At 67.1% G+C, this 26,970-nt stretch carries 26 protein-coding genes; 14 read left to right on the forward strand and 12 right to left on the reverse strand.

Translation table 11 applies throughout. The features are described from left to right. Positions 1–186 precede the first annotated feature (186 nt). The 4 genes from rpmG to rnr form a co-directional block, all read right to left on the reverse strand. Positions 187–354: a 50S ribosomal protein L33 gene (gene rpmG, locus J0J10_RS21010; RefSeq protein WP_291639343.1), complete on the reverse strand. Its 168-nt coding sequence runs from the start codon at positions 352–354 to the stop codon at positions 187–189. Positions 355–529: 175 nt separating this feature from the next. Then, positions 530–1,264, reverse strand: coding sequence for an NUDIX hydrolase (locus J0J10_RS21015; protein ID WP_291648885.1), 735 nt, complete (start codon positions 1,262–1,264; stop codon positions 530–532). Beyond that, the gene (locus J0J10_RS21020) at positions 1,261–1,707 is read right to left on the reverse strand and encodes a DUF983 domain-containing protein (protein WP_291648887.1); all 447 of its coding nucleotides are present in this window, start codon (positions 1,705–1,707) and stop codon (positions 1,261–1,263) included. Before J0J10_RS21020 ends, J0J10_RS21015 begins: the two co-directional genes overlap by 4 nt. Before the next feature lie 28 nt (positions 1,708–1,735). Continuing rightward, positions 1,736–4,042 (reverse strand): ribonuclease R, encoded by a 2,307-nt coding sequence (gene rnr, locus J0J10_RS21025; protein WP_291648888.1) that lies wholly within the window; start codon positions 4,040–4,042, stop codon positions 1,736–1,738. A 645-nt stretch (positions 4,043–4,687) separates the two neighbouring features. On the opposite strand from rnr, the gene urtA reads away from it, so the two are divergent. The 5 genes from urtA to urtE all read left to right on the forward strand — a co-directional run bounded on the left by urtA (position 4,688) and on the right by urtE (position 10,549). Next, on the forward strand, positions 4,688–5,974 hold the full coding sequence (gene urtA, locus J0J10_RS21030) for an urea ABC transporter substrate-binding protein (protein WP_291648890.1): 1,287 nt from the start codon (positions 4,688–4,690) through the stop codon (positions 5,972–5,974). A gap of 310 nt (positions 5,975–6,284) precedes the next feature. Next, positions 6,285–7,886 carry an urea ABC transporter permease subunit UrtB gene (urtB, locus tag J0J10_RS21035; protein WP_291648891.1) on the forward strand — a complete coding sequence of 534 codons (1,602 nt, stop codon included), beginning with the start codon at positions 6,285–6,287 and terminating at the stop codon, positions 7,884–7,886. Next, the gene (urtC, locus tag J0J10_RS21040) at positions 7,883–9,022 is read left to right on the forward strand and encodes an urea ABC transporter permease subunit UrtC (protein ID WP_291639354.1); all 1,140 of its coding nucleotides are present in this window, start codon (positions 7,883–7,885) and stop codon (positions 9,020–9,022) included. Before urtB ends, urtC begins: the two co-directional genes overlap by 4 nt. Positions 9,023–9,027: 5 nt before the next feature. Continuing rightward, positions 9,028–9,792 carry an urea ABC transporter ATP-binding protein UrtD gene (urtD, locus tag J0J10_RS21045; RefSeq protein ID WP_291648894.1) on the forward strand — a complete coding sequence of 255 codons (765 nt, stop codon included), beginning with the start codon at positions 9,028–9,030 and terminating at the stop codon, positions 9,790–9,792. Positions 9,793–9,853: 61 nt separating this feature from the next. Next, a complete protein-coding gene (urtE, locus tag J0J10_RS21050; RefSeq protein WP_291648896.1) occupies positions 9,854–10,549 on the forward strand; it encodes an urea ABC transporter ATP-binding subunit UrtE in 696 nt (231 codons plus the stop codon). Positions 10,550–10,798: 249 nt separating this feature from the next. On the opposite strand, the gene J0J10_RS21055 is transcribed toward urtE, so the two are convergent. Further along, complete coding sequence (locus J0J10_RS21055) at positions 10,799–11,263, reverse strand: Lrp/AsnC family transcriptional regulator (RefSeq protein ID WP_291639360.1); 465 nt, start codon at positions 11,261–11,263, stop codon at positions 10,799–10,801. A gap of 156 nt (positions 11,264–11,419) precedes the next feature. Between J0J10_RS21055 and J0J10_RS21060 the strand changes: the two genes are divergently transcribed. Further along, complete coding sequence (locus tag J0J10_RS21060; RefSeq protein WP_291648898.1) at positions 11,420–12,430, forward strand: 1-aminocyclopropane-1-carboxylate deaminase; 1,011 nt, start codon at positions 11,420–11,422, stop codon at positions 12,428–12,430. 5 nt (positions 12,431–12,435) lie between these two features. Continuing rightward, positions 12,436–12,726, forward strand: a complete 291-nt coding sequence (locus tag J0J10_RS21065; protein ID WP_291648900.1) for a hypothetical protein — start codon at positions 12,436–12,438, stop codon at positions 12,724–12,726. A gap of 263 nt (positions 12,727–12,989) precedes the next feature. Here the strand turns inward: J0J10_RS21065 and J0J10_RS21070 are convergent, their stop codons facing one another. Then, a complete protein-coding gene (locus tag J0J10_RS21070) occupies positions 12,990–14,825 on the reverse strand; it encodes a monovalent cation:proton antiporter-2 (CPA2) family protein (protein WP_291648901.1) in 1,836 nt (611 codons plus the stop codon). A gap of 254 nt (positions 14,826–15,079) precedes the next feature. Between J0J10_RS21070 and gnd the strand changes: the two genes are divergently transcribed. After that, entirely contained in the window at positions 15,080–16,066 is a 987-nt protein-coding gene (gene gnd / locus J0J10_RS21075) for a phosphogluconate dehydrogenase (NAD(+)-dependent, decarboxylating) (RefSeq protein ID WP_291648903.1), read from the forward strand. Positions 16,067–16,070: 4 nt separating this feature from the next. After that, entirely contained in the window at positions 16,071–16,598 is a 528-nt protein-coding gene (locus J0J10_RS21080) for a gluconokinase (RefSeq protein ID WP_291638692.1), read from the forward strand. Between the two features lie 19 nt (positions 16,599–16,617). On the opposite strand, the gene J0J10_RS21085 is transcribed toward J0J10_RS21080, so the two are convergent. After that, on the reverse strand, positions 16,618–16,776 hold the full coding sequence (locus tag J0J10_RS21085; RefSeq protein ID WP_291638693.1) for a hypothetical protein: 159 nt from the start codon (positions 16,774–16,776) through the stop codon (positions 16,618–16,620). A 166-nt stretch (positions 16,777–16,942) separates the two neighbouring features. Here J0J10_RS21085 and J0J10_RS21090 point away from each other — a divergent pair, with 166 nt between their 5' ends. Then, a complete protein-coding gene (locus J0J10_RS21090; protein WP_291648905.1) occupies positions 16,943–18,472 on the forward strand; it encodes a UxaA family hydrolase in 1,530 nt (509 codons plus the stop codon). A 129-nt stretch (positions 18,473–18,601) separates the two neighbouring features. Here the strand turns inward: J0J10_RS21090 and J0J10_RS21095 are convergent, their stop codons facing one another. Then, complete coding sequence (locus J0J10_RS21095) at positions 18,602–19,591, reverse strand: VOC family protein (RefSeq protein ID WP_291648907.1); 990 nt, start codon at positions 19,589–19,591, stop codon at positions 18,602–18,604. Positions 19,592–19,759: 168 nt separating this feature from the next. On the opposite strand from J0J10_RS21095, the gene J0J10_RS21100 reads away from it, so the two are divergent. Next, positions 19,760–20,152: a hypothetical protein gene (locus J0J10_RS21100; RefSeq protein WP_291648908.1), complete on the forward strand. Its 393-nt coding sequence runs from the start codon at positions 19,760–19,762 to the stop codon at positions 20,150–20,152. Positions 20,153–20,177: 25 nt separating this feature from the next. On the opposite strand, the gene J0J10_RS21105 is transcribed toward J0J10_RS21100, so the two are convergent. Further along, on the reverse strand, positions 20,178–20,687 hold the full coding sequence (locus tag J0J10_RS21105; RefSeq protein ID WP_291648909.1) for a MarR family winged helix-turn-helix transcriptional regulator: 510 nt from the start codon (positions 20,685–20,687) through the stop codon (positions 20,178–20,180). An 87-nt stretch (positions 20,688–20,774) separates the two neighbouring features. Here J0J10_RS21105 and J0J10_RS21110 point away from each other — a divergent pair, with 87 nt between their 5' ends. Further along, entirely contained in the window at positions 20,775–21,713 is a 939-nt protein-coding gene (locus J0J10_RS21110; RefSeq protein WP_291648911.1) for an alpha/beta fold hydrolase, read from the forward strand. A gap of 58 nt (positions 21,714–21,771) precedes the next feature. Beyond that, positions 21,772–22,974: an ABC transporter substrate-binding protein gene (locus tag J0J10_RS21115; protein ID WP_291648913.1), complete on the forward strand. Its 1,203-nt coding sequence runs from the start codon at positions 21,772–21,774 to the stop codon at positions 22,972–22,974. A 4-nt stretch (positions 22,975–22,978) separates the two neighbouring features. Here J0J10_RS21115 and J0J10_RS21120 read toward each other — a convergent pair whose 3' ends face one another. Next, positions 22,979–23,398, reverse strand: coding sequence for a lysozyme inhibitor LprI family protein (locus J0J10_RS21120; protein ID WP_291648915.1), 420 nt, complete (start codon positions 23,396–23,398; stop codon positions 22,979–22,981). 17 nt (positions 23,399–23,415) lie between these two features. Then, on the reverse strand, positions 23,416–24,600 hold the full coding sequence (locus tag J0J10_RS21125) for an aminotransferase (protein ID WP_291648917.1): 1,185 nt from the start codon (positions 24,598–24,600) through the stop codon (positions 23,416–23,418). A 118-nt stretch (positions 24,601–24,718) separates the two neighbouring features. Between J0J10_RS21125 and J0J10_RS21130 the strand changes: the two genes are divergently transcribed. Continuing rightward, complete coding sequence (locus tag J0J10_RS21130) at positions 24,719–25,474, forward strand: SIR2 family NAD-dependent protein deacylase (RefSeq protein ID WP_291648918.1); 756 nt, start codon at positions 24,719–24,721, stop codon at positions 25,472–25,474. Positions 25,475–25,514: 40 nt separating this feature from the next. On the opposite strand, the gene J0J10_RS21135 is transcribed toward J0J10_RS21130, so the two are convergent. Beyond that, positions 25,515–26,906: an oxygenase MpaB family protein gene (locus J0J10_RS21135; RefSeq protein WP_291648920.1), complete on the reverse strand. Its 1,392-nt coding sequence runs from the start codon at positions 26,904–26,906 to the stop codon at positions 25,515–25,517. Positions 26,907–26,970: the final 64 nt, after the last annotated feature.

Below are 26,970 nucleotides of genomic sequence, written 5' to 3' on the forward strand. Positions count from 1 at the left end.
TGCGGAAGCACAGGTGGAAAATCCTTGCAGCAGTGGAGCTGGAAATGAAGCGGCCTGGAAGAAGGAAGTTATAGCGCGGGGCGGGGAGCGTTCCGGCGCGACCCGTGACGATGCCCCCAAACGAAAAAACCGCCCCAAATCAGGGCGGTTTTTATGGCTAAGATCGATGTGTCATGCCTAATGGCATCACTTGATCTTGGTTTCCTTGAACTCGACGTGCTTGCGCGCGACGGGGTCGTACTTCTTCTTCGACATCTTTTCGGTCATCGTGCGCGAGTTCTTCTTGGTCACATAGAAGAACCCGGTGTCGGCCGTCGAGACGAGCTTGATCTTGATGGTCACGGCCTTGGCCATGGCGAAGCCCTCGAACTGATGGGGCCGTCCTCGACCCGCGCATGAAAAAGAAAAGGGCCGGGCGAGCCCGGCAATCCGATGGCGCCGGAATGCCGTATCGGCGCCTGCAAGTCAAGGAATATCGGGCGTGTATCTGCTCGCCTGCGAAATGGCCGGCGTTTTCCGCTCCTGCGGCTCAGATTTGCTCGCGCACGAAGCTGCCGCGCTTCTCCCAATAGAACGGTACCGGCAGATGCGCGCCGAATCCCGCCTTCAGCCGCTCCTCGACCTCGGCGATGATCACCTTGGTGATGGTCGGCAGGTCGAGCTCGCGGGCCTCGTCGAAGGTCACCGAGACGAGGTCGACCAGCTCGGAATCGGGGCCGATGATGCCTTCGACCTTGCCGGCAACGGCGCTGGCGTCGACGGTGAAGAAGCGGGTGTCGAAACGCTTCGGCCGGCGCGGCGGCGTGATTGCCCGGGCGACGAATGTCACGGCGCCGAGATCGGGGAAGATGCCCTTCGACGCGAATTCCGACCAGACGCCGGGCGGCGGATTCTCGGGCGCGCCGTATTCGGCGCTGCCGAAGAGCAGCCCGGTCTCCTCGAAGGTCTCGCGGATCGCCGCCAGCGCCAGCGCCCGGCCGCGCTGGGCGCTCGGGCGCACGCAGCGCGCCGCGAGGCGCTGCTCGCAGGGGCCGGGAAGGGCGCCGGCCGCGATCATGCGGCGATCCTCGGGATCGATCCGCCCGCCGGGGAAGACGTATTTCCCGGGCATGAACTTGTGGCTCGGATGGCGCTTGCCCATCAGCACGCGCGGCTTGCGCCCGGAATGATCGAGAATCAGCATGGTCGCGGCGTCGGCCGGGCGCAGATTCGTGGCCGTGCGGACGCGCTCGGCCTGGGTCAGGGTGACGGTGTGATCGCTCATCGGCGGCCCATCTCGTTCGATGCCGGTTGACGTTCGGGCTCCGGCGCGGCACCACCGAAGCCATGCATGCGTAGCGCCCATTGCAGGCCGACCACTGCGCCCTTCGTCGGCTGCATCAGACCGAGGCACAGCACCACCGTCAGCAGCGGCCAGACCCACATATGCATCTGCATCGACCAGTCGCCGAATTTCTCGACCAGAACGAGACCGCCGACGACGATATGGCCGACGATCGTGATCACGATATAGGGCGGCAGATCGTCGGCACGCTGGTGATGCAGTTCCTCGCCGCAGATTTCGCAGCTGGCGACCGGCTTCAGGAAGGCGCGGAACAGCCGGCCCTCGCCGCAACTCGGGCAGCGCCCCCTCAAGCCGCGTCCGATGGCCTGGCGCCAATTGCGCTCCGCGGGCGGGGCCGCCAGCTCGTGATAGTGGACGGACATGGCTCTCATCACCCCCGAGGCGCTGGCCTCAGCGCTTCCGGCCGGGCTTGGCTCGGCCGGGCCGGGCCATACTGCGCCTTGCAGCTAGGGGACGCGCGGCTTTTTTGAAAGAGCGGTTCGATGTCACAGTCCGTCCCTCGCTCAGGAGCTCGAAGCGCAGGGCGCCCGCGACGGGGGCCGCCTCGACCAGGCGGACATGGACACGGTCGCCGAGACGCCAGCTTTCACCGCTGCGCTCGCCGATCAGCGCATGGGCGGCTTCGTCATGGCGGTAATAATCCGCGCCGAGCGTCGAGGCCGGCACGAAGCCGTCGGCGCCGGTGCCGTCGAGCTTGACGAAGAGCCCGGCGCGATTGAGACCGGCGATGCGGCCATCGAAGCTCGCGCCGATCTGGTCGGCGAGGAAATGCGCGATCAGCCGGTCGGTGGTCTCGCGCTCGGCCGCCATGGCGCGGCGCTCGGCCGCCGAGATCCGGGTCGCGACCTCGCGCAATTCGGCGAGCGTCGTCGCCTTGGGCAGCCCGTCATCGCCGCGCTTCATCGTCGCGATCAGGGCGCGATGGACGACGAGGTCGGCATAGCGCCGGATCGGCGAGGTGAAATGCGCGTAGCGGCGCAGGTTGAGGCCGAAATGCCCGTAGTTCTCGGCGATATATTCGGCCTGGGCCTGGGTGCGCAGCACCACCTCGTTGATGAAGAGCTCGTTCTCCGAACCCTTGATCATCTTGAGGATGCGGTTGAACAGCACCGGCCGCAGCGCGGCGTCCTTGGGCAGCTTGATGCCGATCGAGGCTAGGACCTCGCCGAGCGCGCGCATCTTCTCGAGCGAGGGCTCGTCATGGCAGCGATAGATCAGCAGGCTACCGGCCTTCTCCAGCGTCTCCGCCGCGGCGACGTTGGCGAGGATCATGAACTCCTCGATCAGCTTGTGGGTCGCCAGCCGGTCGGGGACGATGACGCGGTCGACCGAGCCGTCCGCCTTCAGGATCAGCTTGCGCTCGGGCAGGTCGAGATCGAGCGGCTGGCGCGCGTCGCGCGCCCGTGCCGCGACGCCATAGGCGGCCCAGAGCGGCATCAGGATGCTCTCGCGGATCGCGGCGGTCGCCTCGTCCGGCTGGCCGTCGATCGCGGCTTGCGCCTGCTGGTAGGAGAGTTTTGCGGCCGAGCGCATCAGGATGCGGTGGAAGGAATGGCCCTTCTTCGAGCCGTCGGCCTTGAGCACTAGGCGGACGGCGAGCGCCGGCCGGTCCTCGCCGCCGCGCAGCGAGCAGAGGTCGTTCGAGATCCGCTCCGGCAGCATCGGCACGACGCGGTCGGGGAAATAGACCGAATTTCCGCGCTCCAGCGCCTCGCGGTCGAGCGCCGAGCCCGGCCGGACATAGGAAGCGACATCGGCGATGGCGACGGTGACGACATAACCGCCGGGATTGTCGGAGTCCTCGTCCGGCGCGGCGTGGACCGCATCGTCATGGTCCTTGGCGTCGGCCGGGTCGATGGTGATCAGCGGCAGGTCGCGCCAGTCCTCGCGACCGGCCAGCGTCGCCTTCGGCGCAGCCTCGGCCTCGGCGAGCGCTGCCGGCGAGAATTCGTTGGGGATGCCATGGGCGTGGATCGCGATCAGCGACACGGCCCGTTCCGACTTCAGCGAGCCGAGCCGCTCGCGCACCCGCGCCTCCGGCGGGCCGAAGCGACCCTCGCGCCGGAGCGAGACCGAAACGAGGTCGCCGTCCTGGGCGTCGCCGGTCTGGCCCTTCGGGATCAGCGCCTCGCGGCCCTGCGCCTTCTTGTCGACAGGGATGAGCCGGCCGGAGCCGTCGGGCAGGGCGCGGAAGATGCCGAGCACCTGCGCCTTGCCTTTGCCCATGATCTTCAGGACGCGGCCGGACCAGGAAATGCCGGTCGTGCCACGCAGGCGCGAGAGCTTGAGCAGGACCTGGTCGCCGATGCCGGGCGCGGCGACCGCGGGGCCGGCTCGGCGCGAGCGCGACGGGCGGCCGGTCTCGATCAGGATCTTCGGCGCCTCGCCCTGGTCGGTCTCGTTCCATTCGAGCGGCACCGCGACGAGGTCGCCCTCGCGGTCACGGCTCTTGATCTCGCAGAGCAGCACGGCGGGCAGCGCGCTGTGCTTGCGCACCGGCGACCCATCCTCGGCCGCATCGACATGCGCTTCGTCCTCGAGCTCGCGCAGCAGCCGCTTCAGCCAGATCTTGCCGCCGGCATCGAGGCCGAAGGCCTTGGCGATGTCGCGCCGGCCAGGCTCACGGCCGGCGGCCCGCTCCTCCTCGATGAAGGCGAGGATGGCCTGGCGGGGAAGGTCAGGGGCTGGCGCTGGCAAGCGGCGGCCTCATCAGGATATGGCGCTGCAATAAATCACGCCTCTCTCTGGCATGTCCTGCCGCGGCGCGCCAGAAGCGGCTGCGCAGGGCCGATCGCGCAAAAGAGAAGGGCCGCCCTTGCGGGCAGCCCTTCCATTGCCGAACCGCAGCCCCGGTAACCGGGCCTGACGTCGCGAAAACTCAAACGGAACCGAACCCCTCATGGGACGAGTCCAGGCCATGCAGTCCCCGCGACAGCGGTTGATGACAATGAGACACTGGATCACCTCCTTTCAGTTGTTACCGACAAGGTGAGGCTAGGGTGATTCCAGCGCGCCCGTAAACGACAAAGATTCAGCGCCGATTTTGCTGTCCACTGCCGAATTCGACGGCGCTTTTGTTGCGCTGCACAGGCGCTGCCCAAATATTCACCGGCCGATCTGCCCGCGCCTTATGCAGATGCGCTCGCATTGTCGCCCCGGGTCCACTGTTTCGGAGAAATCTGCCCGGAATGTCACCGGAACCGCGCAGTTTCCCGCATTTGCTGCGCTTGCGAACGCGGCCGGGGCGGTTGGCACGTCGCTTGCGATCCCCCTGTCGCCAGCCAGCAAGGCTGCGCCGTGCCCGGCAGGGGCGCGGTCAACAGAATATCGGGGGACATCTCGATGAAGCTCACACGTCGCGTTGTATTGGGTGCCGCCTTCCTCAGTGCCACGGCTCTCTCCACGGTGATTCCCGCAGCCGCACAGCAGGAGACCATCAAGATCGGCATCCTGCACTCGCTCTCCGGCACGATGGCGATCTCGGAGACGACGTTGAAGGACGTCATGCTCATGCTCATCGAGGAGCAGAACAAGAAGGGCGGCGTGCTCGGCAAGAAGCTCGAGGCCGTCGTCGTCGATCCCGCCTCGAACTGGCCGCTCTTCGCCGAGAAGGCGCGCGAGCTGATCGTCAAGGACAAGGTCGCGGCCGTGTTCGGCTGCTGGACCTCGGTCTCGCGCAAATCGGTGCTGCCGGTGTTCAAGGAGCTGAACTCGATCCTGTTCTACCCCGTGCAGTACGAGGGCGAGGAGAGCGAACGCAACGTCTTCTACACCGGCGCCGCACCGAACCAGCAGGCGATCCCGGCCGTCGACTACCTCGCCAAGGAAGAGAAGGTTGAGCGCTGGGTGCTGGCCGGTACCGACTATGTCTACCCGCGCACCACCAACAAGATCCTGGAGGCCTACCTTCTCGCCAAGGGCGTGAAGAAGGAGGACATCCTGATCAACTACACGCCCTTCGGTCATTCCGACTGGCAGACCATCGTCTCAGACATCAAGAAGTTCGGCTCGGCCGGCAAGAAGACCGCCGTGGTCTCGACCATCAATGGCGACGCCAACGTGCCGTTCTACAAGGAGCTCGGCAATCAGGGCATCAAGGCGACCGACATCCCGGTCGTGGCCTTCTCTGTCGGCGAGGAGGAGCTCGCCGGCATCGACACCAAGCCGCTGGTCGGCCATCTCGCCGCCTGGAACTACTTCCAGTCGGTCAAGACGTCGGAGAACGAGGCCTTCATCAAGCAGTGGAAGGCCTTCAAGAAGAACGACAAGGCCGTCACCAACGACCCGATGGAAGCCCATGTCATCGGCTTCGCCATGTGGGTGAAGGCGGTCGAGAAGGCCGGCTCTATCGATCCGGACAAGGTGATCGACGCGCTGCCCGGCATCGAGGCGCCGAACCTGACCGGCGGCATCTCGAAGATGCTGCCGAACCACCACATCACCAAACCGGTGCTGATCGGCGAGATCAAGGCCGACGGCCAGTTCGACGTGGTCTCGAAGACCGGGCTCGTCGCCGGCGACGCCTGGTCGAAGGAGCTCGACGGCTCGAAGGATCTGGTCGGCGACTGGGTCGAGAAGAAGTGCGGCAACTTCAACGTCAAGACCGGTAAATGCGGCGGCGGCGCGTGAGTTAACGAGGGGGAGGGGCGGCACGGTCGGAAAGCCCGGCCGCCCCTCGCAAATCTACCGCTGCTCACAAGACGATCGACCGGAGGGACAAGCGCGGGTCTTCCCTTCTCCCCTTGCGGGAGAAGGTGGCGCGTAGCGCCGGATGAGGGGTCGCGCTGACCTTACCGATATTCGGGACCAAGCGCCGCCATGGCGATCGTCGCGCGACCCCTCATCCGTCAGCGCTTCGCGCTGCCACCTTCTCCCGCAAGGGGAGAAGGTGATCCCGCGCCCTGCCGTCACGCTTGAGCATCCAGACAGAAGCGAGCCGATGCCCTTTCTCATCCGCCTCCTGCGAGCCCTGACGTTAGCCCTGGCGCTTCTCGCCGCGCCGGCCGTCGCCTTCGGACAGACTGCAGAAGAAGCCTTCGCGCGCTTCAACGCCCACAGCTTCTCGGACACGGCGCGCGCCATCGACGGCCTCGTCCAGAGCGCGCATCCGAATGCGGGCGTCATCATCGAGGCGCTGGCCGATGGGCGCTTGCTCGCCGGCGGTGGCGTCGTCGCGGTGAAGACCAAGGATGGCGGCCTCCTCGACGCGCGTACCGGGCAGGCGCTTTCCGCCGAGCCGGCCGGTGTCAGCGCCGTCAGGCTGAACAACAATGTCCGGCGTGCGATCCAGGGCGCGCTCGGCAGTCTCGGCCTGATCAATCCCGACCCTGCCAAGCGTGTCGCTGCCGCCGAGGCGGTGTTCCGGGCGCGCGACGTCTCGGCACTGCCGGTGCTCGAAGCCGCGATCGCCAAGGAGACGAATGAGCGGGCCCGCCGCGCTCTGCGCGAGGCCCAGGCCGCGATCCTGATCGTCAAGACCGATGCGCCGCCTTTCGACCGGATCGCCGCCGTCGACGTGCTGCGCGAGCGCGGCGACCAGGATGCGCTGGCGACGCTGCGGGCCCTGCCGGGCGATGCCTCGCCGGCGCTGAAGGAGGTGCAGGCCCGCGCCGTCTCCGAGATCGAGGGCAAGCTCGCTCTGTGGCAGGCCGGGCAGAACCTCTGGTACGGGCTCTCGCTCGGCTCGGTGCTGCTGCTCGCCGCGATCGGCCTTGCCATCACCTTCGGCGTGATGGGCGTGATCAACATGGCCCATGGCGAGATGGTGATGCTCGGCGCCTACACCACCTTCGTGGTGCAGGAGCTGATCCGCACCAATGCGCCCTATCTGTTCGACTGGTCTCTGGCTTTCGCCTTGCCTGCCGCCTTCATCGTCGCTGGCACGGTCGGCATCGCGATCGAGCGCGGTGTGATCCGCTTCCTCTATGGAAGGCCGCTGGAGACCCTGCTCGCGACCTGGGGTATCAGCCTGATCCTGCAGCAGGCGGTGCGGACCGCCTTCGGGCCGACCAATCGCGAGGTCGGCGCGCCCAGCTTCATGTCGGGGGCCTTCGAACTCGGCGGCCTCGCCATCACCTGGAACCGGCTCTGGATCATCGTCTTCGCCGCGCTGGTCTTCCTCGCTTTGCTCGCCATCCTGAAACTGACGCCGATGGGCCTGCAGATGCGTGCCGTGACGCAGAACCGGCGCATGGCTGCGGCGATGGGCATCCGCACCGGGCGGATCGACGCGCTGACCTTCGGGCTCGGCTCGGGCGTCGCCGGGCTTGCCGGCGTCGCGCTCTCGCAGATCGACAATGTCAGCCCCAACCTCGGCCAGAGCTACATCATCGACAGCTTCATGGTCGTGGTCTTCGGCGGGGTCGGCAATCTCTGGGGCACGCTGATCAGCGCCATGACGCTCGGCGTCGCCAACAAGCTCCTGGAGCCTTACGCAGGGGCCGTGCTCGGCAAGATCGCGCTGCTCGTCTTCATCATCCTGTTCATCCAGAAGCGCCCGCGCGGCCTGTTCGCGCTGAAGGGCAGGGCGGTGGAAGCATGATCAGCCGCTTCCTGCTCTCGAACATGGATACGCGAGGCTACGTCTTCCTTGCGCTCGTCGCCGCCATCGGCCTGCTCGTGCCGCTGGCGAACCTGCTGGTGCCGGCCGGCTCACCCTTCCATGTCTCGACCGCGACCATGTCGCTCTGGGGCAAGTATCTCTGCTACGCGCTGCTCGCGCTCTCGCTCGATCTGGTCTGGGGCTATTGCGGCATCCTCTCGCTCGGCCACGGCGCCTTCTTCGCGCTCGGCGGCTATGCGATGGGCATGTACCTGATGCGCCAGATCGGCTCGCGCGGCGTCTACGGCAACCCGGTGCTGCCCGATTTCATGGTCTTCCTGAACTGGCAGGAATTGCCCTGGTACTGGTGGGGCTTCTCTTCCTTTCCGTTCGCCATGCTGATGGTGCTGGCCGTTCCCGGCCTGCTCGCCTTCGTCTTCGGCTGGTTCGCCTTCCGCTCCCGCGTCACCGGCGTCTATCTCTCGATCATCACCCAGGCGCTGACCTATGCGCTGCTGCTCGCCTTTTTCCGCAACGACATGGGTTTTGGCGGCAATAACGGGCTGACCGATTTCAAGGACATTCTCGGCTTCAGCGTCCAGGCCCAGACGACGCGCGCCGCGCTCTTTGCGATGACCTGCACGATGCTCGCCGCCGGCTTCCTGATCGCCCGCGGCATCGTCTCGTCGAAGCTCGGCAAGGTGGTGATCGCGATCCGCGACGCCGAGTCCCGCACGCGCTTCCTCGGTTACCGGGTCGATCGCTTCAAGCTCTTCGTCTTCACCGTCTCGGCCTGCATGGCCGGTGTCGCGGGCGCGCTCTACGTGCCGCAGGTCGGCATCATCAATCCCGGCGAGTTCGCCCCGGCCAACTCGATCGAGACCGTGATCTGGGTCGCGGTCGGCGGGCGCGGCACGCTGGTCGGCGCGGCGCTCGGCGCCGTCGTCGTCAACTGGGCGAAGACGATGTTCACCTCCGGCTTCATGGCGCCGTACTGGCTGTTCGCGCTCGGCGCGCTCTTCGTCTTCGTCACCCTGTTCATGCCGAAGGGCATTCTGGGCACCGCTCAGGGCTGGTGGGAGAAGCGGCGCAGGCCCGAAAGCATGCCGGCGGCCGAGCCGGCTCCGGCGGAGTGAGATCGATGAACGCTCCCACACCCGGCGCTCTCACCTCTTCCTTGCTCTATCTCGACGGCGTCAGCGTCTCCTTCGACGGCTTCAAGGCGATCCGCGGCCTGTCGCTGACCATCGCGCCCGGCGAGATGCGCGCCATCATCGGCCCGAACGGGGCCGGCAAGACGACGATGATGGACATCATCACCGGTAAGACCCGGCCCGACGAAGGCACGGTGATGTTCGGCGGCTCGGTCGACCTGACCCGCCTCGACGAGGCGGCGATCGCCAATCTCGGCATCGGCCGGAAATTCCAGAAACCGACCGTGTTCGACTTCCACACCATCGAGGACAACATCCTGCTGGCGCTGAAATCGCAGCGCACCGTGCTGAAGACGCTGTTCTGGCAGACGGGAGCCGCCCAGCAGAAGCGGATCGATCAGATCCTCGGCATCGTCAAGCTCGCCGACAAGCGCGAGCGGCTCGCGGGCTCGCTCTCGCATGGCCAGAAGCAGTGGCTCGAGATCGGCATGCTGCTGGCGCAGGATCCAAAACTCCTGCTCGTCGACGAGCCGGCCGCCGGCATGACCGACGGCGAGACGGCGCAGACCGCGGAGCTGCTCAAGGAGATCGCCAGGGATCATTCGGTGATCGTGGTCGAGCACGACATGGGCTTCATCCGCGAGCTCGGCGTGAAGGTGACGGTGCTGCACGAGGGCTCGGTGCTGGCCGAGGGACCGCTCGACCAGGTCAGCGCCAATGAGCGCGTCGTCGAAGTCTATCTGGGGCGGTGAGCATGATCCGGAAAAGTGGGCACCGGTTTTCCGATCAGATTATGCGACAGGAAAACGGCTGATGCTGAGCGTCGAAGCCATCGATCTCCATTACGGTGCCGCCCGGGCGCTGCGCCGCGTCTCGCTCACGGCCGAGATCGGCAAGGTGACCTGCGTGATGGGCCGCAACGGCGTCGGCAAGACCTCGCTGATGCGCGCCATCGTCGGCCAGCAGCCGATCTCCGGTGGCCATGTCCGGCTCGACGGCCAGGATATCTCGAGCCTGCGCAGCGAGGCGAGGGCACGCGCCGGCATCGCTTTCGTGCCGCAGGGCCGTGAGGTCTTCCCGCTCCTGACGGTGAAGGAGAACCTCGAAACCGGCTTTGCGCCCTTGCCTCGCAAGGAACGCTACATCCCGAACGAGCTGTTCGACCTATTCCCCGTGCTGAAGTCGATGCTCGGCCGGCGCGGCGGAGACCTCTCGGGTGGCCAGCAGCAGCAGCTCGCGATTGCGCGGGCGCTGGTCACCCGACCCAGGCTGCTGGTGCTGGACGAGCCGACCGAGGGCATCCAGCCCTCGATCATCAAGGATATCGGCCGTGCCATCGATTATCTGCGGAGCAAAGGCGATATGGCGATCGTGCTGGTCGAGCAGTATTTCGACTTCGCCCGCGACCTTGCCGACACGATGTTCGTGATGGACCGCGGCGAGGTCGTGCTGGCCGGACCGATGGCGGAGCTGGATGGCGCGCAGGTTCAGCGGTTGATTCAGGTGTGAGGCCGCGCCGCTTCTTCCTTCTCCCCTTGCCGGAGAAGGTGGCCCGAAGGGCCGGATGAGGGGTCGCGCAGGCCTCCCCGTCATGCTCGCCCTTGTGGCGAGCATCCAGGTCTTGGGCAGCACACGCGACCAGCGAAGACGTGGATGGTCGGGATAAGCCCGACCATGACGATGAAGCGTCGCGCGACCCCTCACCCTACCCCTCTCCCGCAAGGGGAGAGGGGGCAGGTTGCGCTTGCTATCAGCCCCTCAAAATTCCAGCGGCGCGTTGTCGACCACTTCCTTCATCACGAAGAAGGTGCGGGTTTGGCGCACGCCGGGCAGCGCCAGCAGCGTCTTCGCGTGCAGCTTGTTGAAGTCGGCGAGGTCGCGCACGCGGATCTTGAGGAAATAGTCGAAATCGCCGGCGACGATGTGGCAGTCGAGCACGACGGGGAGCTGCTTCACCGCCTCCTCGAACAGGCCGAAGCTTTCCGGCGTCGAGCGGTCGAGCACCACGCCGACAATGGCGAGCGTGCCCTTTTCGACCTTGTGCGGATCGATCTGCGCCCTGACGCCGGTGACGTATCCTTCCGCGAACAGGCGCTGGATGCGGCGATGGCAGGTGGCTGCGCTGGTGTTCACGCGCTTGGCGATCTCGGCATTGCCCATGCGTCCGTCGGCCTGCAGCAGCCGCAGGATTCTGAGGTCGGTTTTGTCAAGTTCGGCCTCCATGAACGATTCTTCCGTTTTTGCTGCTATTGATGGCGTTCAAGACTATCAGTTTATCGATACGATGAAAGTAGAAGAAAAATCAGGCACGAAGTTCGGGAGCACCTTTCAGGGGCGTTTTGCTAGCGTTTGCGGGCCATTTCAGAAGGGAAACCCGCCATGCTCGCCAAATTCGAACGCTATCCCCTGACCTTCGGGCCGTCGCCGATCGAGAAGCTGTCGCGGCTCTCCGCGCATCTCGGCGGCGGGGTCGAGCTCTATGCCAAGCGCGAGGACTGCAATTCCGGCCTCGCCTTCGGCGGTAACAAATTGCGCAAGCTCGAATACATCGTCCCCGATGCGATCGCGTCCGGTGCCGATACGCTGGTCTCGATCGGCGGCGTGCAGTCGAACCATACCCGCATGGTCGCGGCGACCGCGGCCAAGATCGGCATGAAATGCCGGCTGGTGCAGGAAAGCTGGGTGCCGCATGAGGATGCGGTCTATGACCGGGTCGGCAACATCCTGATGTCGCGGGTGATGGGCGCCCATGTCGAGCTGGTCGACGAGGGCTTCGACATCGGCATCCGGGCGAGCTGGGAAAACGCGCTCGAGGATGTGAAGGCCAAGGGCGGCAAGCCCTATGCGATCCCGGCCGGCGCCTCCGTGCACAAGCTCGGCGGGCTCGGCTATGTCGGCTTCGCCGAGGAGGTGAGGGCGCAGGAGGCCGAACTCGGCTTCAAGTTCGACTATATCGTCGTCTGCACCGTCACCGGCTCGACCCATGCCGGCATGGTCGTCGGTTTCGCGAGGGATGGCCGCCAGCGCAAGGTCATCGGCATCGACGCATCGGCGACACCGGCGAAGACCAGGACGCAGGTGCTCGACATCGCACAGAAGACCTCCGAGCTCGTCGGCGGCAAGCAGATCACGGCCGACGATATCGTGCTGAACGAGGACTACGCCTATCCGGTCTATGGCGTACCCTCGCAGGAGACGCTTCAAGCGATCCGCCTCTCGGCCCGGCTCGAAGGCATGATGACCGACCCCGTCTATGAGGGGAAATCGATGCAGGGCATGATCGATCTGGTGAAGAAGGGTTTCTTCCCGGCGGGATCGAAGGTGCTCTACGCCCATCTCGGCGGCGTGCCGGCGATCAATGGTTACAGCTACACCTTCCGCAATGGTTGAGCGTCATGGAGGCGCTCGTCCTCTGTGAGATCGCGGCAGGGCGCGACGACCTGCGCGAGGCGCTGCTGGCGCGCATCGGTCGGCTCGGGCTTCGCGAGCGAGCGAAGCTCAGCTTCGTCGCCCGCGACCGGGCAGCGCCCGGCAGCGTCGTCCTGGCGGTCGGCTTCCCCGATGCGGCCGAGGCGGAGCGCTTCGCCGCCGAAGCTGTTGGCGAGGAGATCTCTTCAACCGCCATAAGGCTGCTGGCGCTCGACGCGACCTGGCAGGCCGACCCGCTGCCGCTGATGTTTCCGTGACCGGATCGGTGCCGGGGCCTGTGATCCGGTGCCGATTCAGAGCTTGATTCAGGCTTTGCTGCCAAGATGTTGAGGTGGAATCGGTTTTTCTCGGCGAACGTCGCCGTCATGATCGGGCTTGTCCCGACCATCCACGTCTGCCTTTGCGAGGCACGGTGTTCGAGACGTGGATGCTCGCCACAAGGGCGAGCATGACGGTGTGATCCGCTGATTAAGAGTCAGCTGCCCGGTATCACCGCCTCAGCCGCCAGCGCCTTGCTCCATCACGAGGACGGCGGCCGCGCGGCGGCGATGCCGGCGATGGCCACGTCCGGCAGGTCGCCGATGACCGTGCCGACCGTCTTCGGCTTGGTGAGCGGGGTGGGGGTCGGCTGGTTACCGTGGAGCAGGTCCTGGCCGGCATGGATGTCGCTCGCGACCTGGAGGTCGAGCCGCTCGGCGTCGCGGCGGCGGACATCCTCTACGATCTCGACGACCTCGTCCTCCGGCACGCCGAGCGCGCGCAACACCTCGCCGCCGAAGACCATGGCGGATTCGAAGGTCTCGCGGATCTGGTACTCCACCCCGGCGCGGATCAGGTCCATGGAATGGCCGCGGTCGAAGGAGCGGACGAAGAGCTTCGCATGCGGGAACTCGGCCTGCGCCACCCGCACGATCGCGTTGGCCGTGTCGCGGTTCTCGACGCAGACCAGGATCGCCTCGGCATGGTGGGCGCCCGAGGCGTGCAGGATGTCGGCGCGCCGGCCGTCGCCATAATAGACCTTGAAGCCGAAGCTCGCCGCGGCCTGGATCATCTCGACATCGGTCTCGATCAGCGAGACGCTGAAGCCGCGCGCGAGCAGGCCCTGGCTCGCCACCTGTCCGAAGCGGCCGAAGCCGACGACGAGCACGCGCCCTTCCAGCCCCTCGGCGTGGTCGATGCCGTCGAGCGATTCCCGCTCGGCCGGCATGAAGCGGTCGATCAGCAGCACGACCAGCGGGGTGAGCGCCATGGACAGGATCACGACGGCGCTGGTGATGGCGTTGACCTTCGCATCGAAGATGCCCGCTGCGGTCGCGGCGCTGTAGAGCACGAAGGCGAACTCGCCGCCCTGCGAGAACAAGGCGACGCGGGTGATCGCATCGCGCGTGCGGGTGCGGAACAGCTTGGCGACGATGAAGATGCCGGCCGCCTTGACCAGCATGAAGGAGGCGACGCCGAGCGCGACGACCCGCCATTCCTGGGCGATCAGCTTGAGATCGAGCGACATGCCGACCGCCAGGAAGAACATGCCGAGCAGCAGGCCTCGGAACGGCTCGATATCGGCCTCGAGCTGGTGGCGGAAGGTCGATTCCGAGAGCAGGACGCCGGCGAGGAAGGCGCCCATCGCCATGGACAGCCCGCCGAGCTGCATGGCGAGCGCCGAGCCGAGCACGACAAGCAGCGCCGCACCGGTCATGACCTCGCGGGCCTGGGCATTGGCGAGCAGGCGGAACATCGGGTTGAGCAGGTATTTGCCGGCGAGGACGAGGCCGACGAGCGAGCCGGCGCCGATCAGAAGAGGCATCAGCCCGCCGCTGCCGGCCGCCTTGGCCGGCGCCAGCACCGCGACGATGGCGAGCAGCGGCACGATGGCGAGGTCCTCGAGCAGCAGGATCGAGACGGCCTGCTGGCCATGCGGCGTCGAGGCTTCGCCGCGCTCGTTCAGCATCTGCATCACGACGGCGGTGGAGGAGAGCACGAAGCCCATGCCGGCGATGAAGGCCGCCACCGGCGCAAGGCCGGCGAGAATTCCGACGCCGGTCAGCAGCGCGCCGCAGAGCCCGACCTGCGCGACACCGAGGCCGAAGATCTCGCCGCGCAGATTCCAGAGCCGCGCCGGCTGCATCTCCAGCCCGATGATGAAGAGGAACATCACGACGCCGAACTCGGCGAGGTGCAGCACGCTTTCCGGATGCGGGAACAGCCCGATCCCGGAGGGGCCGATCAGGACGCCGCCGGCGAAATAGCCGAGGACCGAACCGAGCCTGAGCCGTCGGAAGATCGGGACCGCGATGACGCCCGCGCCGAGAAGCCCGACGGCCTGGACCAGCTCCGGAGAAAAGCCCTGCGCTGCCATGAAGCTCCTGCTGTCGCTGCCGACGCGGAGGTGCGCCTGCTCGAAAATGCAGGCGCCTTGGGTGTTTAGGCAAGCGCGCGATGGCGCGTCGGATCGCTCAAAAGCTGGTGAACGCATGTCGTCGCGCCGCCGGGGCGGCGTCTTGCGGCGTCATTGGCCGGCGTCGCAGCGATCTCGCCCGGCTTGCCCGCAGCCCTGCATCGGGGCATGAAGCGTCCCCAAGCCGGCTCGTTCCGGCAGCAGGAGCGCTTGCGATGCAGCTTGGAGTGGTCGGCCTCGGCCGGATGGGAGCCAATATCGTCCGGCGGCTGCACCGCGCCGGGCATGATTGCGTCGTCTATGACCGCGATCCGAAGCCGGGCGCGGCGCTTGCCAAGGACGGCGCCGTCAATGTCGGCGATCTCAGGGAGATGGTGGGCAAGCTTCAGGCGCCGCGGGCGATCTGGGTGATGCTGCCGGCCGGCGAGATCACCGAGGGCACGCTCGCCGAACTCGCCGGCATGCTGGAGCCGGGCGATACGCTGATCGATGGCGGCAACGCCTTCTGGAAGGACGATGTCCGGCGCGGGCGCGAGCTCGCGGCCAAGGGGCTGCACTATCTCGACATCGGTACCTCCGGCGGCGTGCACGGGCTCGAGCGCGGCTACTGCCTGATGATCGGCGGCGACAAGGGCGTGTTCGACCGGCTGGAGCCGATCTTCCAGGCGCTGGCGCCGGGCAAGGGCGAGATCGAGCCGACCCGCCATCGCGAAGGCCGCAATCCGACGGCCGAGCAGGGCTATCTGCATTGCGGCCCGGCCGGGGCCGGCCATTTCGTCAAGATGGTCCATAACGGCATCGAGTACGGGATGATGCAGGCCTTCGCCGAGGGTTTCGACCTCATGCGCAACGCCTCCGCCAAGGAGGGCCTGCCCGAGGAATACGGCTTCGATTTCGATGTCGCGGAGATCGCCGAGGTCTGGCGGCGCGGTTCGGTCGTGACCTCCTGGCTGCTCGACCTGACCGCCGAGGCGCTGGCGGCGGATGAAGAGCTCGGTGCCTATTCCGGCCATGTCTCGGATTCCGGCGAGGGGCGCTGGACGGTGCAGGCGGCGGTCGAGACCGCGACCCCGGCCGAGGTGCTGACCTCCTCGCTCTACACCCGCTTCCGCTCGCGCAAGGACCATACCTTCGCCGAGAAGATCCTCTCCGCCATGCGGGCTGGCTTCGGCGGCCATGTCGAGCCGAAGAAGCAGGGCTGAGCGAATGAGCGTCTCGGACAGCGCCGGCAAGCCTGCCGTCATCGTCGTCATGGGTGTCGCGAGCTCCGGCAAGACCTCGCTCGGCGAGCGCCTGGCGGAGCGGCTCGGCTGGCCCTTCCGCGACGCCGATTCGTTCCATCCGCCGGAGAACGTCGCCAAGATGTCGAGCGGCACGCCGCTGACCGACGAGGACCGCAAGCCCTGGCTGGCGGCGATCGCGGCCTGGATCGACGATCTGCGGACCAACGGCGGCAACGGCATCGTCACCTGCTCGGCGCTGAAGAGAGCCTATCGCGAGGTGATCGTCGGCGACCGGCCCGACGTCACGCTGGTCTATCTCAGGGGCTCGCGCGAGCTGATCGGCCAGCGCATGGCGGCGCGGCAGCACCATTTCATGCCGCCGGCCCTGCTCGACAGCCAGTTCGCGACGCTGGAGGAGCCGGGCGCGGACGAGAAGCCGCTCGTGGTTCAGGTCGAGGCCAGCAAGGAGGCGATCGTCGCGCAGGTGGTGCGGGAGTTGAGGCTCGGGTGACGCTTGCCCCGGGGTCCGGCTAGCCGCCCGGCGGCGCGCTGTCCAGCGCGGTCAGCGCCGCTATGTCCCTGGCGCGGTGGCGCGGCCTGAGCGAGGCGGCGAGCAGCGCGAGCCTGTGCCGGAGATAGGCCAGGATCAGCGCCAGCAGCGGCGCCGGCGAACGATCGATGCTGTGCACGGAAGCCTCCGCCACCATCGGACGGGCATATCCCGCCCGAAGGGCAGCTTGCGCTCGTCCGGCGCGCGCTGCAAGGCGGCTCCTAGTTTCAACCGATTGAAAACTGATGCCTTCGGCGCGATGCTTGGGCAAGATAAAAAGCCGTCAGCCCAAGGTTCAAAAGATCATGCTCGACAAAGCCATTCCGCCGCGCACGCTCAAGCTCAACGCCGCCGACAATGTCGCGGTCGCCGTCGATCCGATCGATGCGGGCGTCAGCGCCGCCGGGGTCACGGCGCTGAAACGCATCCCGCGCGGCCACAAGATCGCGCTGGCGCCGATCGCCAAGGACGAGCCGATCCGCAAGTTCGGGCAGATCATCGGTTTCGCCACGCTCGACATTCCGCCGGGCGAATGGGTGCACGAGCACAATACCGGCTTCCATGCCTTCGAGCGCGACTATGCCTATGCCGCCGAGGCGAAGAAGGAATTCGTGCTGCCGGTCGAGCAGCAGGCGACCTTCCAGGGCTTCCGTCGCAAGGACGGGCGCGCCGGAACGCGCAATTATGTCGGCATCCTCACTTCGGTGAACTGCTCGGCTTCGGCCGCGCGCTTCATGGCCGAGGAGGTCAAGCGCTCCGGCATCCTCGCCGATTATCCGAATGTCGACGGCGTGATCGCGCTGACCCACGGCACCGGTTGCGGCATCGACTATAACGGCGAGAGCTTCGAGGTCTTGAAGCGCACCACCTGGGGCTATGCCTGCAACCCGAACATGGCGGCGGTTCTGGTCGTCGGCCTCGGCTGCGAGGGCTTCCAGATCAAGCGCATGAAGGAGGCCTATGGCGTCGAAGAGAGCGACATCTTCCGCACCATGACGATCCAGGAGACCGGTGGCACGAAGAAGTCGGTTGCCGCCGGCGTCGAGGCGCTGAAGACCATGCTGCCGATCGCCAACCAGGCGGTGCGCGAGACCGTCCCGGCTTCCGAGCTGATGCTCGCCCTGCAATGCGGCGGCTCTGACGGCTATTCCGGCATCACCGCCAATCCGGCGCTGGGCGCCGCCGTCGACATCCTGGTCGAGCATGGCGGCACCGCGATCCTCTCCGAGACGCCGGAGATCTATGGCGCCGAGCATCTGCTCACCCGCCGCGCCGCCACTCGCGAGGTCGGCGAGAAGCTCGTCGGCATCATCAAATGGTGGGAGGACTACACCGAGCGCGCCCGGATGAGCATGAACAACAACCCCTCGCCGGGGAACAAGGCGGGCGGTTTGACCACCATCCTGGAGAAGTCGCTGGGCGCCGCGGCCAAGGGCGGCACCAAGACGCTCTCGGCGGTCTACCACTATGCCGAGCCGGTCCGGACCAAGGGCTTCGTCTACATGGACACGCCCGGCTACGACCCGGTGGCGGCGACCGGGCAGGTCGCCGGCGGCGCCAATATCCTCGCCTTCACCACCGGCCGCGGTTCGGCCTATGGCTGCAAGCCGACGCCTTCGGTGAAGCTCGCCACCAACACGCCGATCTACGAGAAGATGATCGACGACATGGACATCAATTGCGGCGACGTGCTCGACGGCGTGACGCTCGAGGAGAAGGGCCGCGAGATTTTCGACAGGCTGCTGAAGATCGCCTCGGGCGAGCGCTCCAAATCCGAGCAGCTCGGCTATGGCGACGCCGAATTCGTGCCCTGGCAGATCGGCGCGACGATGTGAGCGGGTGGCCCTCGGCCGCGCCTGACATCTCGCTCGTCGTGGTCGGGCTTGTCCCGACCATCCACGTCTTCGCTGGTCGAAGGCCCTGTTCAAGACGTGGATGCTCGCCACAGGGGCGAGCATGACGGTTCAGGCTAAACCCACCAGCCTGAGCCGCGTCCCCCAGGGATCGGTGCTCTCGAAGCCGCGATCGATATTCGAGGGCGTGAAGCCGGCGCGGGCCATGCGCTCGCGCTGCGCCGCGAGCAGAGCAGGATCGGCGACCTCCAGCGAGAACCAGTCGAGGCCGGTCGTCGCCCGGTCGCGGCTGCCAGCGCCTGCGCTGTTCCAGGTGTTGAGCGCGACATGGTGGTGATAGCGCCCTGAGGAGAGGAAGCTCGCCGTGTCGCGCCGCGATGTCGAATCGAGGCCGATGGCGTCGCGGTAGAAGCTCTCGGACTGCTGGATGTCGCCGACGCGCAGATGCATGTGGCCGATGCGCAGCCCGGCGGGCGCTGCCTCGTAGTCGCTGCGGCTGGTGTCGGTCAGGCTGAGGATGCCGTCGACGTCGAGCCGGTGCGTGCCCATGACGACGCGCTCGCCCTCCCAGCGCCAGAGGCGCGGATCGCGATCGGCATAGACTTCGATGCCGTTGCCTTCGGGATCGTCGAGATAGACGGCTTCGCTGACGCTGTGGTCGGCGAAACCGGTAAGAGGCGTCTGGTTGCGGGCGACATGCACGAGCCAGCGCGCGAGATCGCGGCGCGACGGCATCAGGAAGGCAGTGTGGAACAGGCCGGCGGCGTTGCGCGGCTCATACTGCGCCTGCGGCCGTGCCTCCATCGAGACGAGAGGGACGCCTCCGGCTCCGAGCGTGACGCCATCCGTGTTGGCCGAGATGACGGCGAGGCCGAGCACGGACTGGTAGTAGCGGCTCATGCGGTCGAGATCGCGTACGCGCAGGCCGATGGCGCCGCAGCGGATCGGCGTACTGCCGGCAAAGCCCGGGGCGGTGGCCGCGATCGTGCCCGTGCCGGCCGCCGGCGTACCTTCCGCCCGTGCCGCCGCGACGGCGGCCATGGCGAGCGAGGCCGTTCCGGCCAGTCGCAACAATTTCCGCCGGGTCAGTTCAATCGTCATCGTCATCCATTCCGCTCGCGGCGCATTGCCGCTGCGGCAGTGCAGAGCATTCTTTGCATCCGGATGCATGTCACAAGCGCGAGAGAGGGGCAAAATCCGCTCAGGCGGTCGCAATGCAGCCGCGCCGGCATTGGTCCGGCGCATCACAACGGACACAGACCCCCGACAATGCGCAATTTTCTGATGGTCACACTGCCCCGGACCGCCCTCGGCCTGCTCTTTCTGGTCAGCGCCGCCGACGGCTTCTGGTATCTGGCGACCGGTAGCCACCTGATCCATCCGCCGGTGACGGAAATCGGCCTCGCCTGGGAACGCTCGCTGGAGCAGGCAAAATTCTTCCTGCCGCTCTTGAAGAGCGTGAACCTGGTCGGCGGGCTCCTGCTGCTGCTCAACATCGCGCCGGCGCTCGGGCTGGCGCTGATCGCGCCGGTGATGACGGTGATCGTGCTGTTCCATGCCGAGCTCAACCCGCAGGGCATTCCGGTCGCGGCGATCGTCGCCATCTGCGGCGCACTGCTCGTCTTCGCCTATCGCGGGCGCTATGCGGCGCTGCTGCGCTGACGACGTCCGAGACTGCCGCCTCCGCTCAGAGATCGGAGGCGGAGCCCCATTCAGGGACATGGGTCGCGAGCTTGTCGAGCAGCTTGCCGAGCTGCGCCCGTTCGCCGGGATCGAGGCAGGCGAGCATTGCCGCCTCCCGCGCCTGCAGCATCGGGATGTAGCGCTCGTAGAGCGCCCGGCCCTCGGGGGTGAGGTAGAGCAGCTGGCGGCGGTTGTCGGCCGGATCGGGCTCCCGGCGGATCAGCTTCTTCTTGTCGAGCAGGATCACGGCGCGGCTGACGCTCGCCTTGAGATGGCCGGAGAACTCGCAGAACTCGCTCGCGCTCGCGCCGTCGCGCACGGTCAGGAAGATCAGGATGACGATCTCGGGCCGGGTCAGCCCGAACTCCGTTTCGATCATGCGGAAGGAGGGCTCGCGATAGAAGTTCAGGACGTAGCCGATCTTGTAGGCGGTCGGGATCGCGGTCCCGTCCAGGATGGCGCGCCGCTGCACGGCGTCCAGCCCGGCGGACTCGTCCTGTTGAATTAGTCTCACATTGGACTTTTTTGTTGCGCGCGCCATGAGCCGGTCCTAGCATCCTCGGCAACAGATGGCACGGCCTTGCCGCGCCGGGAGGAGGCGATGGACCAGGCTGGTGCCACAGGGCGGCAGGCGCTTTCGCGCGCGCTGCAACGGCAATGCTTCTATTCGGGTAGCGATGCCCATCCGATCTATGTCGACCGGCTCGGTGCGGCCGGGGCCGGGCGCCTGCCCATCGTGCTCGTCCATGGCGGCGGCCATACCGGCGCCTGCTATCTGACCACCCCCGACGGCCGGCCCGGCTGGGCGCATGCCTTCGCCGCCTCCGGCCGCGAGGTCTTCGTGCCGGACTGGCCGGGCCATGGCCGCTCGCCGATGCGCCCGGATTTCGCGACGCTTTCGACAGTGGAGATCGCCACCGCGTTGATGCGTCTGCTCGATGAGGTCGGGCCGGCGGTGCTGCTGGTGCATTCGGCGAGCGGGCCGATGGCCTGGTGGATTGCCGAACAGGCGCCGCGGGCGGTCGCGGGAATCGTCGGTGTCGCGCCGGGCGGTCCGGCCAATCTCCTGCCTGTGCTGCCCGACGATGCCGAGGCGGTGGCGAAGCTCAGGGACGATGAGAGCCTGGGCTGTCCGGTCCGCGTCGAGGAAGACAGGCCGCTCTTCATCCCGCCCGAGTTCATGCGGGCCTACTGGGCCAACTCCGAGCGCTTCCCGAAACAGGCCTTCGAGGCCTATCGGCGCTCGATCGTGCCCGAGAGCGCCCGACTGATGAACGAGCGCTTCAATATCGGTGGCAAGGGCTTGCGGATCGGGGATCCCGCGGCGCTTTCGGCCCATCCGATCCTGATCGTCACCGGCGACAGCGACCCGCGCCATCCGCGCGCGGTCGACGAAGCGACGGCCCGCTATCTCGGCGCCGAATTCGTCTGGCTGCCGGAGCGCGGCATCACCGGCAACGGCCATATGCCGATGTGCGAGGACAACAGCGACGAGATCGCGGCCCTGATCGTCGCCTGGCTGGAGGCCAAGGGTCTTTGACGCGAAGAGCGCCGGCGCACGTCGCAGCCGGCGGGACAACGAGATCGGGAGGAATGTGATGCGGTCGCTTCTGTTGGGCGGCGCCATGCTGGCGCTCGCCAATCTGTCGGCGCTGGCGCAGGTCAGCGACGATGTCGTGAAGATCGGCGTGCTGACCGATATGGGCGGGGTCACTGCCGACATCGGCGGCAAGGGCTCGGTGATCGCGGCCGAGCTGGCGCTGAAGGAATTCGGCGCGACCGCGCTCGGCAAGCCGATCCAGATCGTCGCCGCCGACCATCAGCACAAGGCCGATGTCGGCACCTCGATCGCCCGGCAATGGTTCGACGTCGACAAGGTCGACGCCGTCGTCGACGTTCCCAATTCGGCGGTGGCGCTGGCGCTGCAGTCGCTCGCCCGCGAGAATAAGCGGATCGTGATGTATTCCGGCGCCGGCACGACGGCGCTGAGCAATGAGCAGTGCTCGCCCTATGGCTTCCACTGGACCTACGACACCTATGGCGTGGCGCGCGGCACCGCCTCGGCCGTGGTCAAGGCCGGCGGCACCTCCTGGTTCATGCTGGCCTCCGATTATGCCTTCGGCCATCAGTTGCAGAAGGACGCGACCGATGTCGTCGAGGCCAATGGCGGCAAGGTCGTCGGCTCGGTGCGGCACCCGCTGAACAATGCCGATTTCTCCTCCTTCCTGCTGCGGGCGCAGTCCTCCGGCGCCAAGGTCGTCGGTATCGCCAATGCCGGCAACGACACCGTCAACGCGATCAAGCAGGCCGGCGAGTTCGGGCTGGCGGAGCAGGGGCAGAACCTCGCTGCGCTGATCTTCTTCCTGCAAGACGTCCACAGCCTTGGCCTCAAGGCGACGCAGGGCACCTATCTCACGACCGCTTCCTATTGGGATCTCGACGAGCCCTCGCGGGCCTGGTCGAAGCAGTTCCTCGAAAAGGCCGGGATGATGCCTTCCATGCTGCATGCCGGCGTCTACGGCTCGGTGCTGCATTATCTCAAGGCGGTGAAGCAGGCCGGCACTGACGATCCCGACAAGGTTGCTGCCGCGATGCGGGCCATGCCGATCAACGACGCCTTCACCAAGGACGCGACGATCCGCGCCGATGGCCGTGTGCTGCGCGAGATGTATCTCGCGCGGGTCAAGAAGCCGGCGGATTCGAAGGGGCCGTGGGACTATTTCGAGATCGTTCGCAAGATCGAGCCGTCCGAAACGGCCTGGCCGCTCTCGGAAAGCCGCTGCCCGGCAGTGAAGGGCTGAGCCCTCAGAGCGGGGCGAGGTCCTTGAGCCAGCGCGTGCGTTCGGCCGTGACCTGCATCAGGCAGCTCTGATCGGCGAGCGCGGCCATGGTGCCGCGGTCGCCGAGCCGGGACATGAAGGAGCAGCTGGAATCGCGATAGGCGAGCCAGGCGCGCTGGGCGTCGCGTAGCAGGTTGCGCTGCGCCGGTTCGAGCCCGTTCGTCGCCGCGCGATAGGCGGCGTTGAGGGCCGCGTCGAGCCTGACATATTCGGCGCTGCCGCAGTCGAGCATGGCGACGGTGACGCCGCCGGATTTGTCCATGCAGGCCTTGTAGGCCGGCGAGGAATCGCCCTCGGACGCTCGCCCCTGGGCGCCGGCCGCGGCGGGGGCGCAGAGCAGGGCGGCGACGAGCAGGCGCCCGGCTCCGCGGTTCTTCCACGACATCAACGATCTCCCTGTCGTCAGAGCGAAAAGCCCTGCAGCCTGTCGCCGAGCTCGCCGAGCCGGTCTGCACCGACATTGGCGATGGCGATGCGCAGATGTCGCTCCTGTCCGGGGCCGAAATAAGGGCCGGGCAAAGCGAGCACGCCGCGCTCCTGCACCAGGCGGCGGACGACCTCGGCTGCGGGAACAGCTTCGAAGGGATGGGCGAGATAGGCGAAATAGGCGCCGGCTGCGAGGACGCTCCAGCCGTTGAGCGGCGCCATCGTCCTGCGGAACAGCACGGCGCGTGCGTTGATCTCGCTGCGGTTGGCCTCGCGCCAGGCACGGATGCCGTCGATGCCCCAGGCGATGGCGCCCTGACCGGCCCGGACAGGGCTGATCTGGATGCAGTCGAGCACCTTGCCGATCTGCGCCAGCACATCGGTGCCGGCGGTGATCGCGCCGAGCCGCCAGCCGGGAACCGCATAGGCCTTGGAGAAGCTGTAGAGGCCGATCAGCGAATCACGCCAGTCGCTTGCGGCGAAGAGCTCATGCGAGCGGCCAGCCCCGTCCGGCAGGAAATCGCGATAGGTCTCGTCGAGTACGAGCCAGATCTTGCGCCGGCGGCAGAGCGCGGCGAAGGCGGCGATGGTGGCAGGCGGATAGACCGCGCCGGTCGGGTTGTTCGGGGTCACCAGCACGATGGCGCGGGTGCGCTCGTCGATCAGGCTCTCGGCGGTCGCGATATCGGGCACGAAGGCCTGTGCGGGATCGCAGGGCAGCGGGCGCGGCTCGACGCCGAGCATGTTCAGCGTCATCTCATGATTGAAGTACCAGGGCGTCGGCAGCAGCACATTGTCGCCGGCCCGGGCCACCGCCATCATCGTCACGACATATGCCTGGTTGCAGCCGGCCGTGATCGCGATCTCCTCCGGCGAGATCGGCGCGCCATAGAAGGCGCTGGTCTCGGCGGCATAGGCCTCGCGCAAGGCAAGGTCGCCGGTGATGGCGCCGTAGCGGGTCTGGTCGGGCCGGCCGGCCGCCTCGGCGAGGCGCTCCAGCAGCGCCGCGGGCGGTGGTGAGCCCGGCACGGCCTGCGACAGGTCGATCAGCGGGCCGCTGCGGCCGTCATAGGCTCGTGCCCAGCCCTGCGCCTCGGGAATCGGCGGGGTCGCGGTGTCGATGAGATCGGGGTTCAGCGGGGTGGGGGACGGCGAAGGCATGGCCGAGCTTTGCGGCGGCGACGGCCTGCCGTCAACGCCCACGACCCGGCGGTCTTGGAGCGCGGGACGCACACCGCCATATTCGTCGGAAAGCAATGACGATCCGGAGCCCGGCGGCATGGATGAAGAGACACAGGACGCGATCGGGGAACTGCATGCGATGCTCGACCGCGCCCGGGTGATCGTGCCCTTCACCGGCGCCGGCATCTCGACCGAATCGGGCGTGCCCGATTTCCGTTCGCCGGGCTCGCCCTGGATGATCAACAAGCCGATCCCGTTCGATGTGTTCGTCCACAGCCGCGAGGCCAGGGTCGAGGCCTGGCGGCGCAAGTTCGCCATGGACGATCATTGCCCGGACGCCAGGCCCAATCGCGGCCATCGCGCGCTGGCGACGCTGGTCGCGGAAGGGCGCTCGCCCGGTGTGATCACCCAGAATATCGACGGGCTGCACCAGGCCTCGGGCATCGCCGAGGAGGCGGTGATCGAGCTGCACGGAAACGGTACCTACGCGACCTGCCTGAGCTGCGGCTGGCGCCATGAACTCGCGGCGATCCGGCGGGAATTCGAAGCCTCGGACGAGCCGCCGGACTGCACGATGTGCGGCGGCGTGGTGAAGGCCGCGACGATCTCCTTCGGTCAGCAGATGCCGCAGCGGCAGATGCTGCGCGCCCATGAGATGACGCTTTCGGCCGATCTCTATCTCGTCGCCGGCTCGTCGCTGGTCGTGTTCCCGGCGGCGAGCTTTCCGGTCGTTGCCAAGCGCAACGGCGCCAAGCTCGTGATCCTCAACCGCGAGCCGACCGATCTCGACCCGATCGCCGATCTCGTGGTGCGGGCTGAGATCGGTGTGGCGCTGGCGCGGCTGGCGAACTGAACGGCCGCGGCCGGCACGCGGCGTCCGCGGCGCCGCCCGCTCAGCTCGACCTGCGTGTCGCGGCCGTGGAGGCGGGCTGGTCGCTTGCCGGCTGGCCAGGCGTCGGATGCGGTGCGGAGGGCGCATTCGGTCGATAGGCCGATGCATCCGTCGTGAAATGGGCATGCCCCCAGGCGGCGAGCTGCTTGCGGATGATCGCGACGAGACGCCGATCCACTGCAGCCGAGAGCATCGGGACGTTCATGGCCAGCTTGTAGGCCAGCATGCGGCTGCCTGCGACCGCCGCGGCGATGCCGTAGCAGGCCTTGTCCAGCGTGTCGGGAACCACGCCCATGCTCGCAGCCTTCGCCTTGTCCCCGCCGGCATAGTTCTTGACGAAGAACACCTTCGAGAAGCCTTTCTCGACGCGGTCGAAAATGCGTGACGGGAGGGACTCGTCCGCCGGGAGATAGGCGCCGATCGTCGCGCGCAGCAGGCTGCCGCAGGTCTCGTCGTCGAAGCCTGAGCGCAATGTCGCAAGGCCCGCGGCCATCAGCGTCACGATCTCCTTCGGCGTCGTCCCCAGCAGCGCCTCGGGCAGGCCGAGCAGATAGCAGCGGTAGCGGCTGAGCTCGACGCGGGCGCGTTCCTCCGGCGTGAACTCGCTGCGGCCCTCACGCAGAATCGCGGCCGACATCATGGTGACCCCGATGAGACCGGCCGGCATCTGGTCGACCTGCGGGATCGGGATACCGTAGACCGAGACGTCCCAGCGGCCCTTGCGCATGGCGTTGAAGCGCACCATCGAATGCATCAGACGGACCATCGCCGCCGCGCGGAAGCCCTCGCCGCCACGGGCGAGCGCTCCGGGCAGCACCGAGGTCGCGAAGAACGTCGCCGTCTCCTTGACGCGCCTTGCGGCGCTTTCGTTGGAGAGAGTCCCTGTCAGCGCCATCGGCAGTGCCGCATAACGGTTCATGAAGGTCGCGATGAAGGCGGCGCGGATGGCGATCGGGCTCATGATCGCCATGGGTGCGCGTTCGATGCGCGCGCCTTCCTCGACCAGGGCCATGTCGAGCCAGTCGGGGACGGTCTCCATCGCCGCGATGAAGTCGCGCAGTTGCGGCGGGGCGTCAGGGACGGAATCGATGCCGTGCCGGCAGGCCTGGTCGAGCATCTCGATCAGCCGCTTGAAGCCATGTTCCGGCATCAGGGCGGCATAGGGATCGGCCACGCGGTCGCCCATGAAGGTGTAGGCGCGGACCAGTGTCATCAGGCCGTCATCGGCCAGAAGCTGCGCGCGCTCGGCCTCGGTGGCGGTTCGCAGCTCGTTGGGATCGCTGGCCGCGCCGGCGAAGCGCTCAGGCAGGGCATCGAAGTCCACGGCTCCGTAGATCGAGGGCGTCACATCCGCCTGCGACCGCACCTGATCCCAAATCTGCTGCTTGTACATCCTGCTCATCCCGCTTGGAGCCGTTTCACAGCGGCCACCCGGAGCCACGTGGGCACACCATAGG

The sequence above is a fragment of the Allobosea sp. genome (genome assembly GCF_017308075.1).
Lineage (GTDB): Bacteria > Pseudomonadota > Alphaproteobacteria > Rhizobiales > Beijerinckiaceae > Allobosea.

Excerpts from the sequence above, each read along its gene's own strand:
- urtA (WP_291648890.1), top strand. The coding sequence starts at position 4,688 with ATGAAGCTCACACGTCGCGTTGTATTGGGTGCCGCCTTCCTCAGTGCC.
- urtC (WP_291639354.1), top strand. The coding sequence starts at position 7,883 with ATGATCAGCCGCTTCCTGCTCTCGAACATGGATACGCGAGGCTACGTC.
- rpmG (WP_291639343.1), bottom strand. The coding sequence starts at position 354 with ATGGCCAAGGCCGTGACCATCAAGATCAAGCTCGTCTCGACGGCCGAC.
- urtD (WP_291648894.1), top strand. The coding sequence starts at position 9,028 with ATGAACGCTCCCACACCCGGCGCTCTCACCTCTTCCTTGCTCTATCTC.
- J0J10_RS21120 (WP_291648915.1), bottom strand. The coding sequence starts at position 23,398 with ATGTCGTGGAAGAACCGCGGAGCCGGGCGCCTGCTCGTCGCCGCCCTG.
- gnd (WP_291648903.1), top strand. The coding sequence starts at position 15,080 with ATGCAGCTTGGAGTGGTCGGCCTCGGCCGGATGGGAGCCAATATCGTC.
- J0J10_RS21110 (WP_291648911.1), top strand. The coding sequence starts at position 20,775 with ATGGACCAGGCTGGTGCCACAGGGCGGCAGGCGCTTTCGCGCGCGCTG.
- J0J10_RS21060 (WP_291648898.1), top strand. The coding sequence starts at position 11,420 with ATGCTCGCCAAATTCGAACGCTATCCCCTGACCTTCGGGCCGTCGCCG.
- J0J10_RS21135 (WP_291648920.1), bottom strand. The coding sequence starts at position 26,906 with ATGTACAAGCAGCAGATTTGGGATCAGGTGCGGTCGCAGGCGGATGTG.
- J0J10_RS21065 (WP_291648900.1), top strand. The coding sequence starts at position 12,436 with ATGGAGGCGCTCGTCCTCTGTGAGATCGCGGCAGGGCGCGACGACCTG.
- J0J10_RS21070 (WP_291648901.1), bottom strand. The coding sequence starts at position 14,825 with ATGGCAGCGCAGGGCTTTTCTCCGGAGCTGGTCCAGGCCGTCGGGCTT.
- J0J10_RS21130 (WP_291648918.1), top strand. The coding sequence starts at position 24,719 with ATGGATGAAGAGACACAGGACGCGATCGGGGAACTGCATGCGATGCTC.
- J0J10_RS21125 (WP_291648917.1), bottom strand. The coding sequence starts at position 24,600 with ATGCCTTCGCCGTCCCCCACCCCGCTGAACCCCGATCTCATCGACACC.
- urtE (WP_291648896.1), top strand. The coding sequence starts at position 9,854 with ATGCTGAGCGTCGAAGCCATCGATCTCCATTACGGTGCCGCCCGGGCG.
- J0J10_RS21055 (WP_291639360.1), bottom strand. The coding sequence starts at position 11,263 with ATGGAGGCCGAACTTGACAAAACCGACCTCAGAATCCTGCGGCTGCTG.
- urtB (WP_291648891.1), top strand. The coding sequence starts at position 6,285 with ATGCCCTTTCTCATCCGCCTCCTGCGAGCCCTGACGTTAGCCCTGGCG.
- J0J10_RS21015 (WP_291648885.1), bottom strand. The coding sequence starts at position 1,264 with ATGAGCGATCACACCGTCACCCTGACCCAGGCCGAGCGCGTCCGCACG.
- J0J10_RS21095 (WP_291648907.1), bottom strand. The coding sequence starts at position 19,591 with ATGACGATTGAACTGACCCGGCGGAAATTGTTGCGACTGGCCGGAACG.
- J0J10_RS21115 (WP_291648913.1), top strand. The coding sequence starts at position 21,772 with ATGCGGTCGCTTCTGTTGGGCGGCGCCATGCTGGCGCTCGCCAATCTG.
- J0J10_RS21020 (WP_291648887.1), bottom strand. The coding sequence starts at position 1,707 with ATGTCCGTCCACTATCACGAGCTGGCGGCCCCGCCCGCGGAGCGCAAT.
- J0J10_RS21090 (WP_291648905.1), top strand. The coding sequence starts at position 16,943 with ATGCTCGACAAAGCCATTCCGCCGCGCACGCTCAAGCTCAACGCCGCC.
- J0J10_RS21080 (WP_291638692.1), top strand. The coding sequence starts at position 16,071 with ATGAGCGTCTCGGACAGCGCCGGCAAGCCTGCCGTCATCGTCGTCATG.
- J0J10_RS21100 (WP_291648908.1), top strand. The coding sequence starts at position 19,760 with ATGCGCAATTTTCTGATGGTCACACTGCCCCGGACCGCCCTCGGCCTG.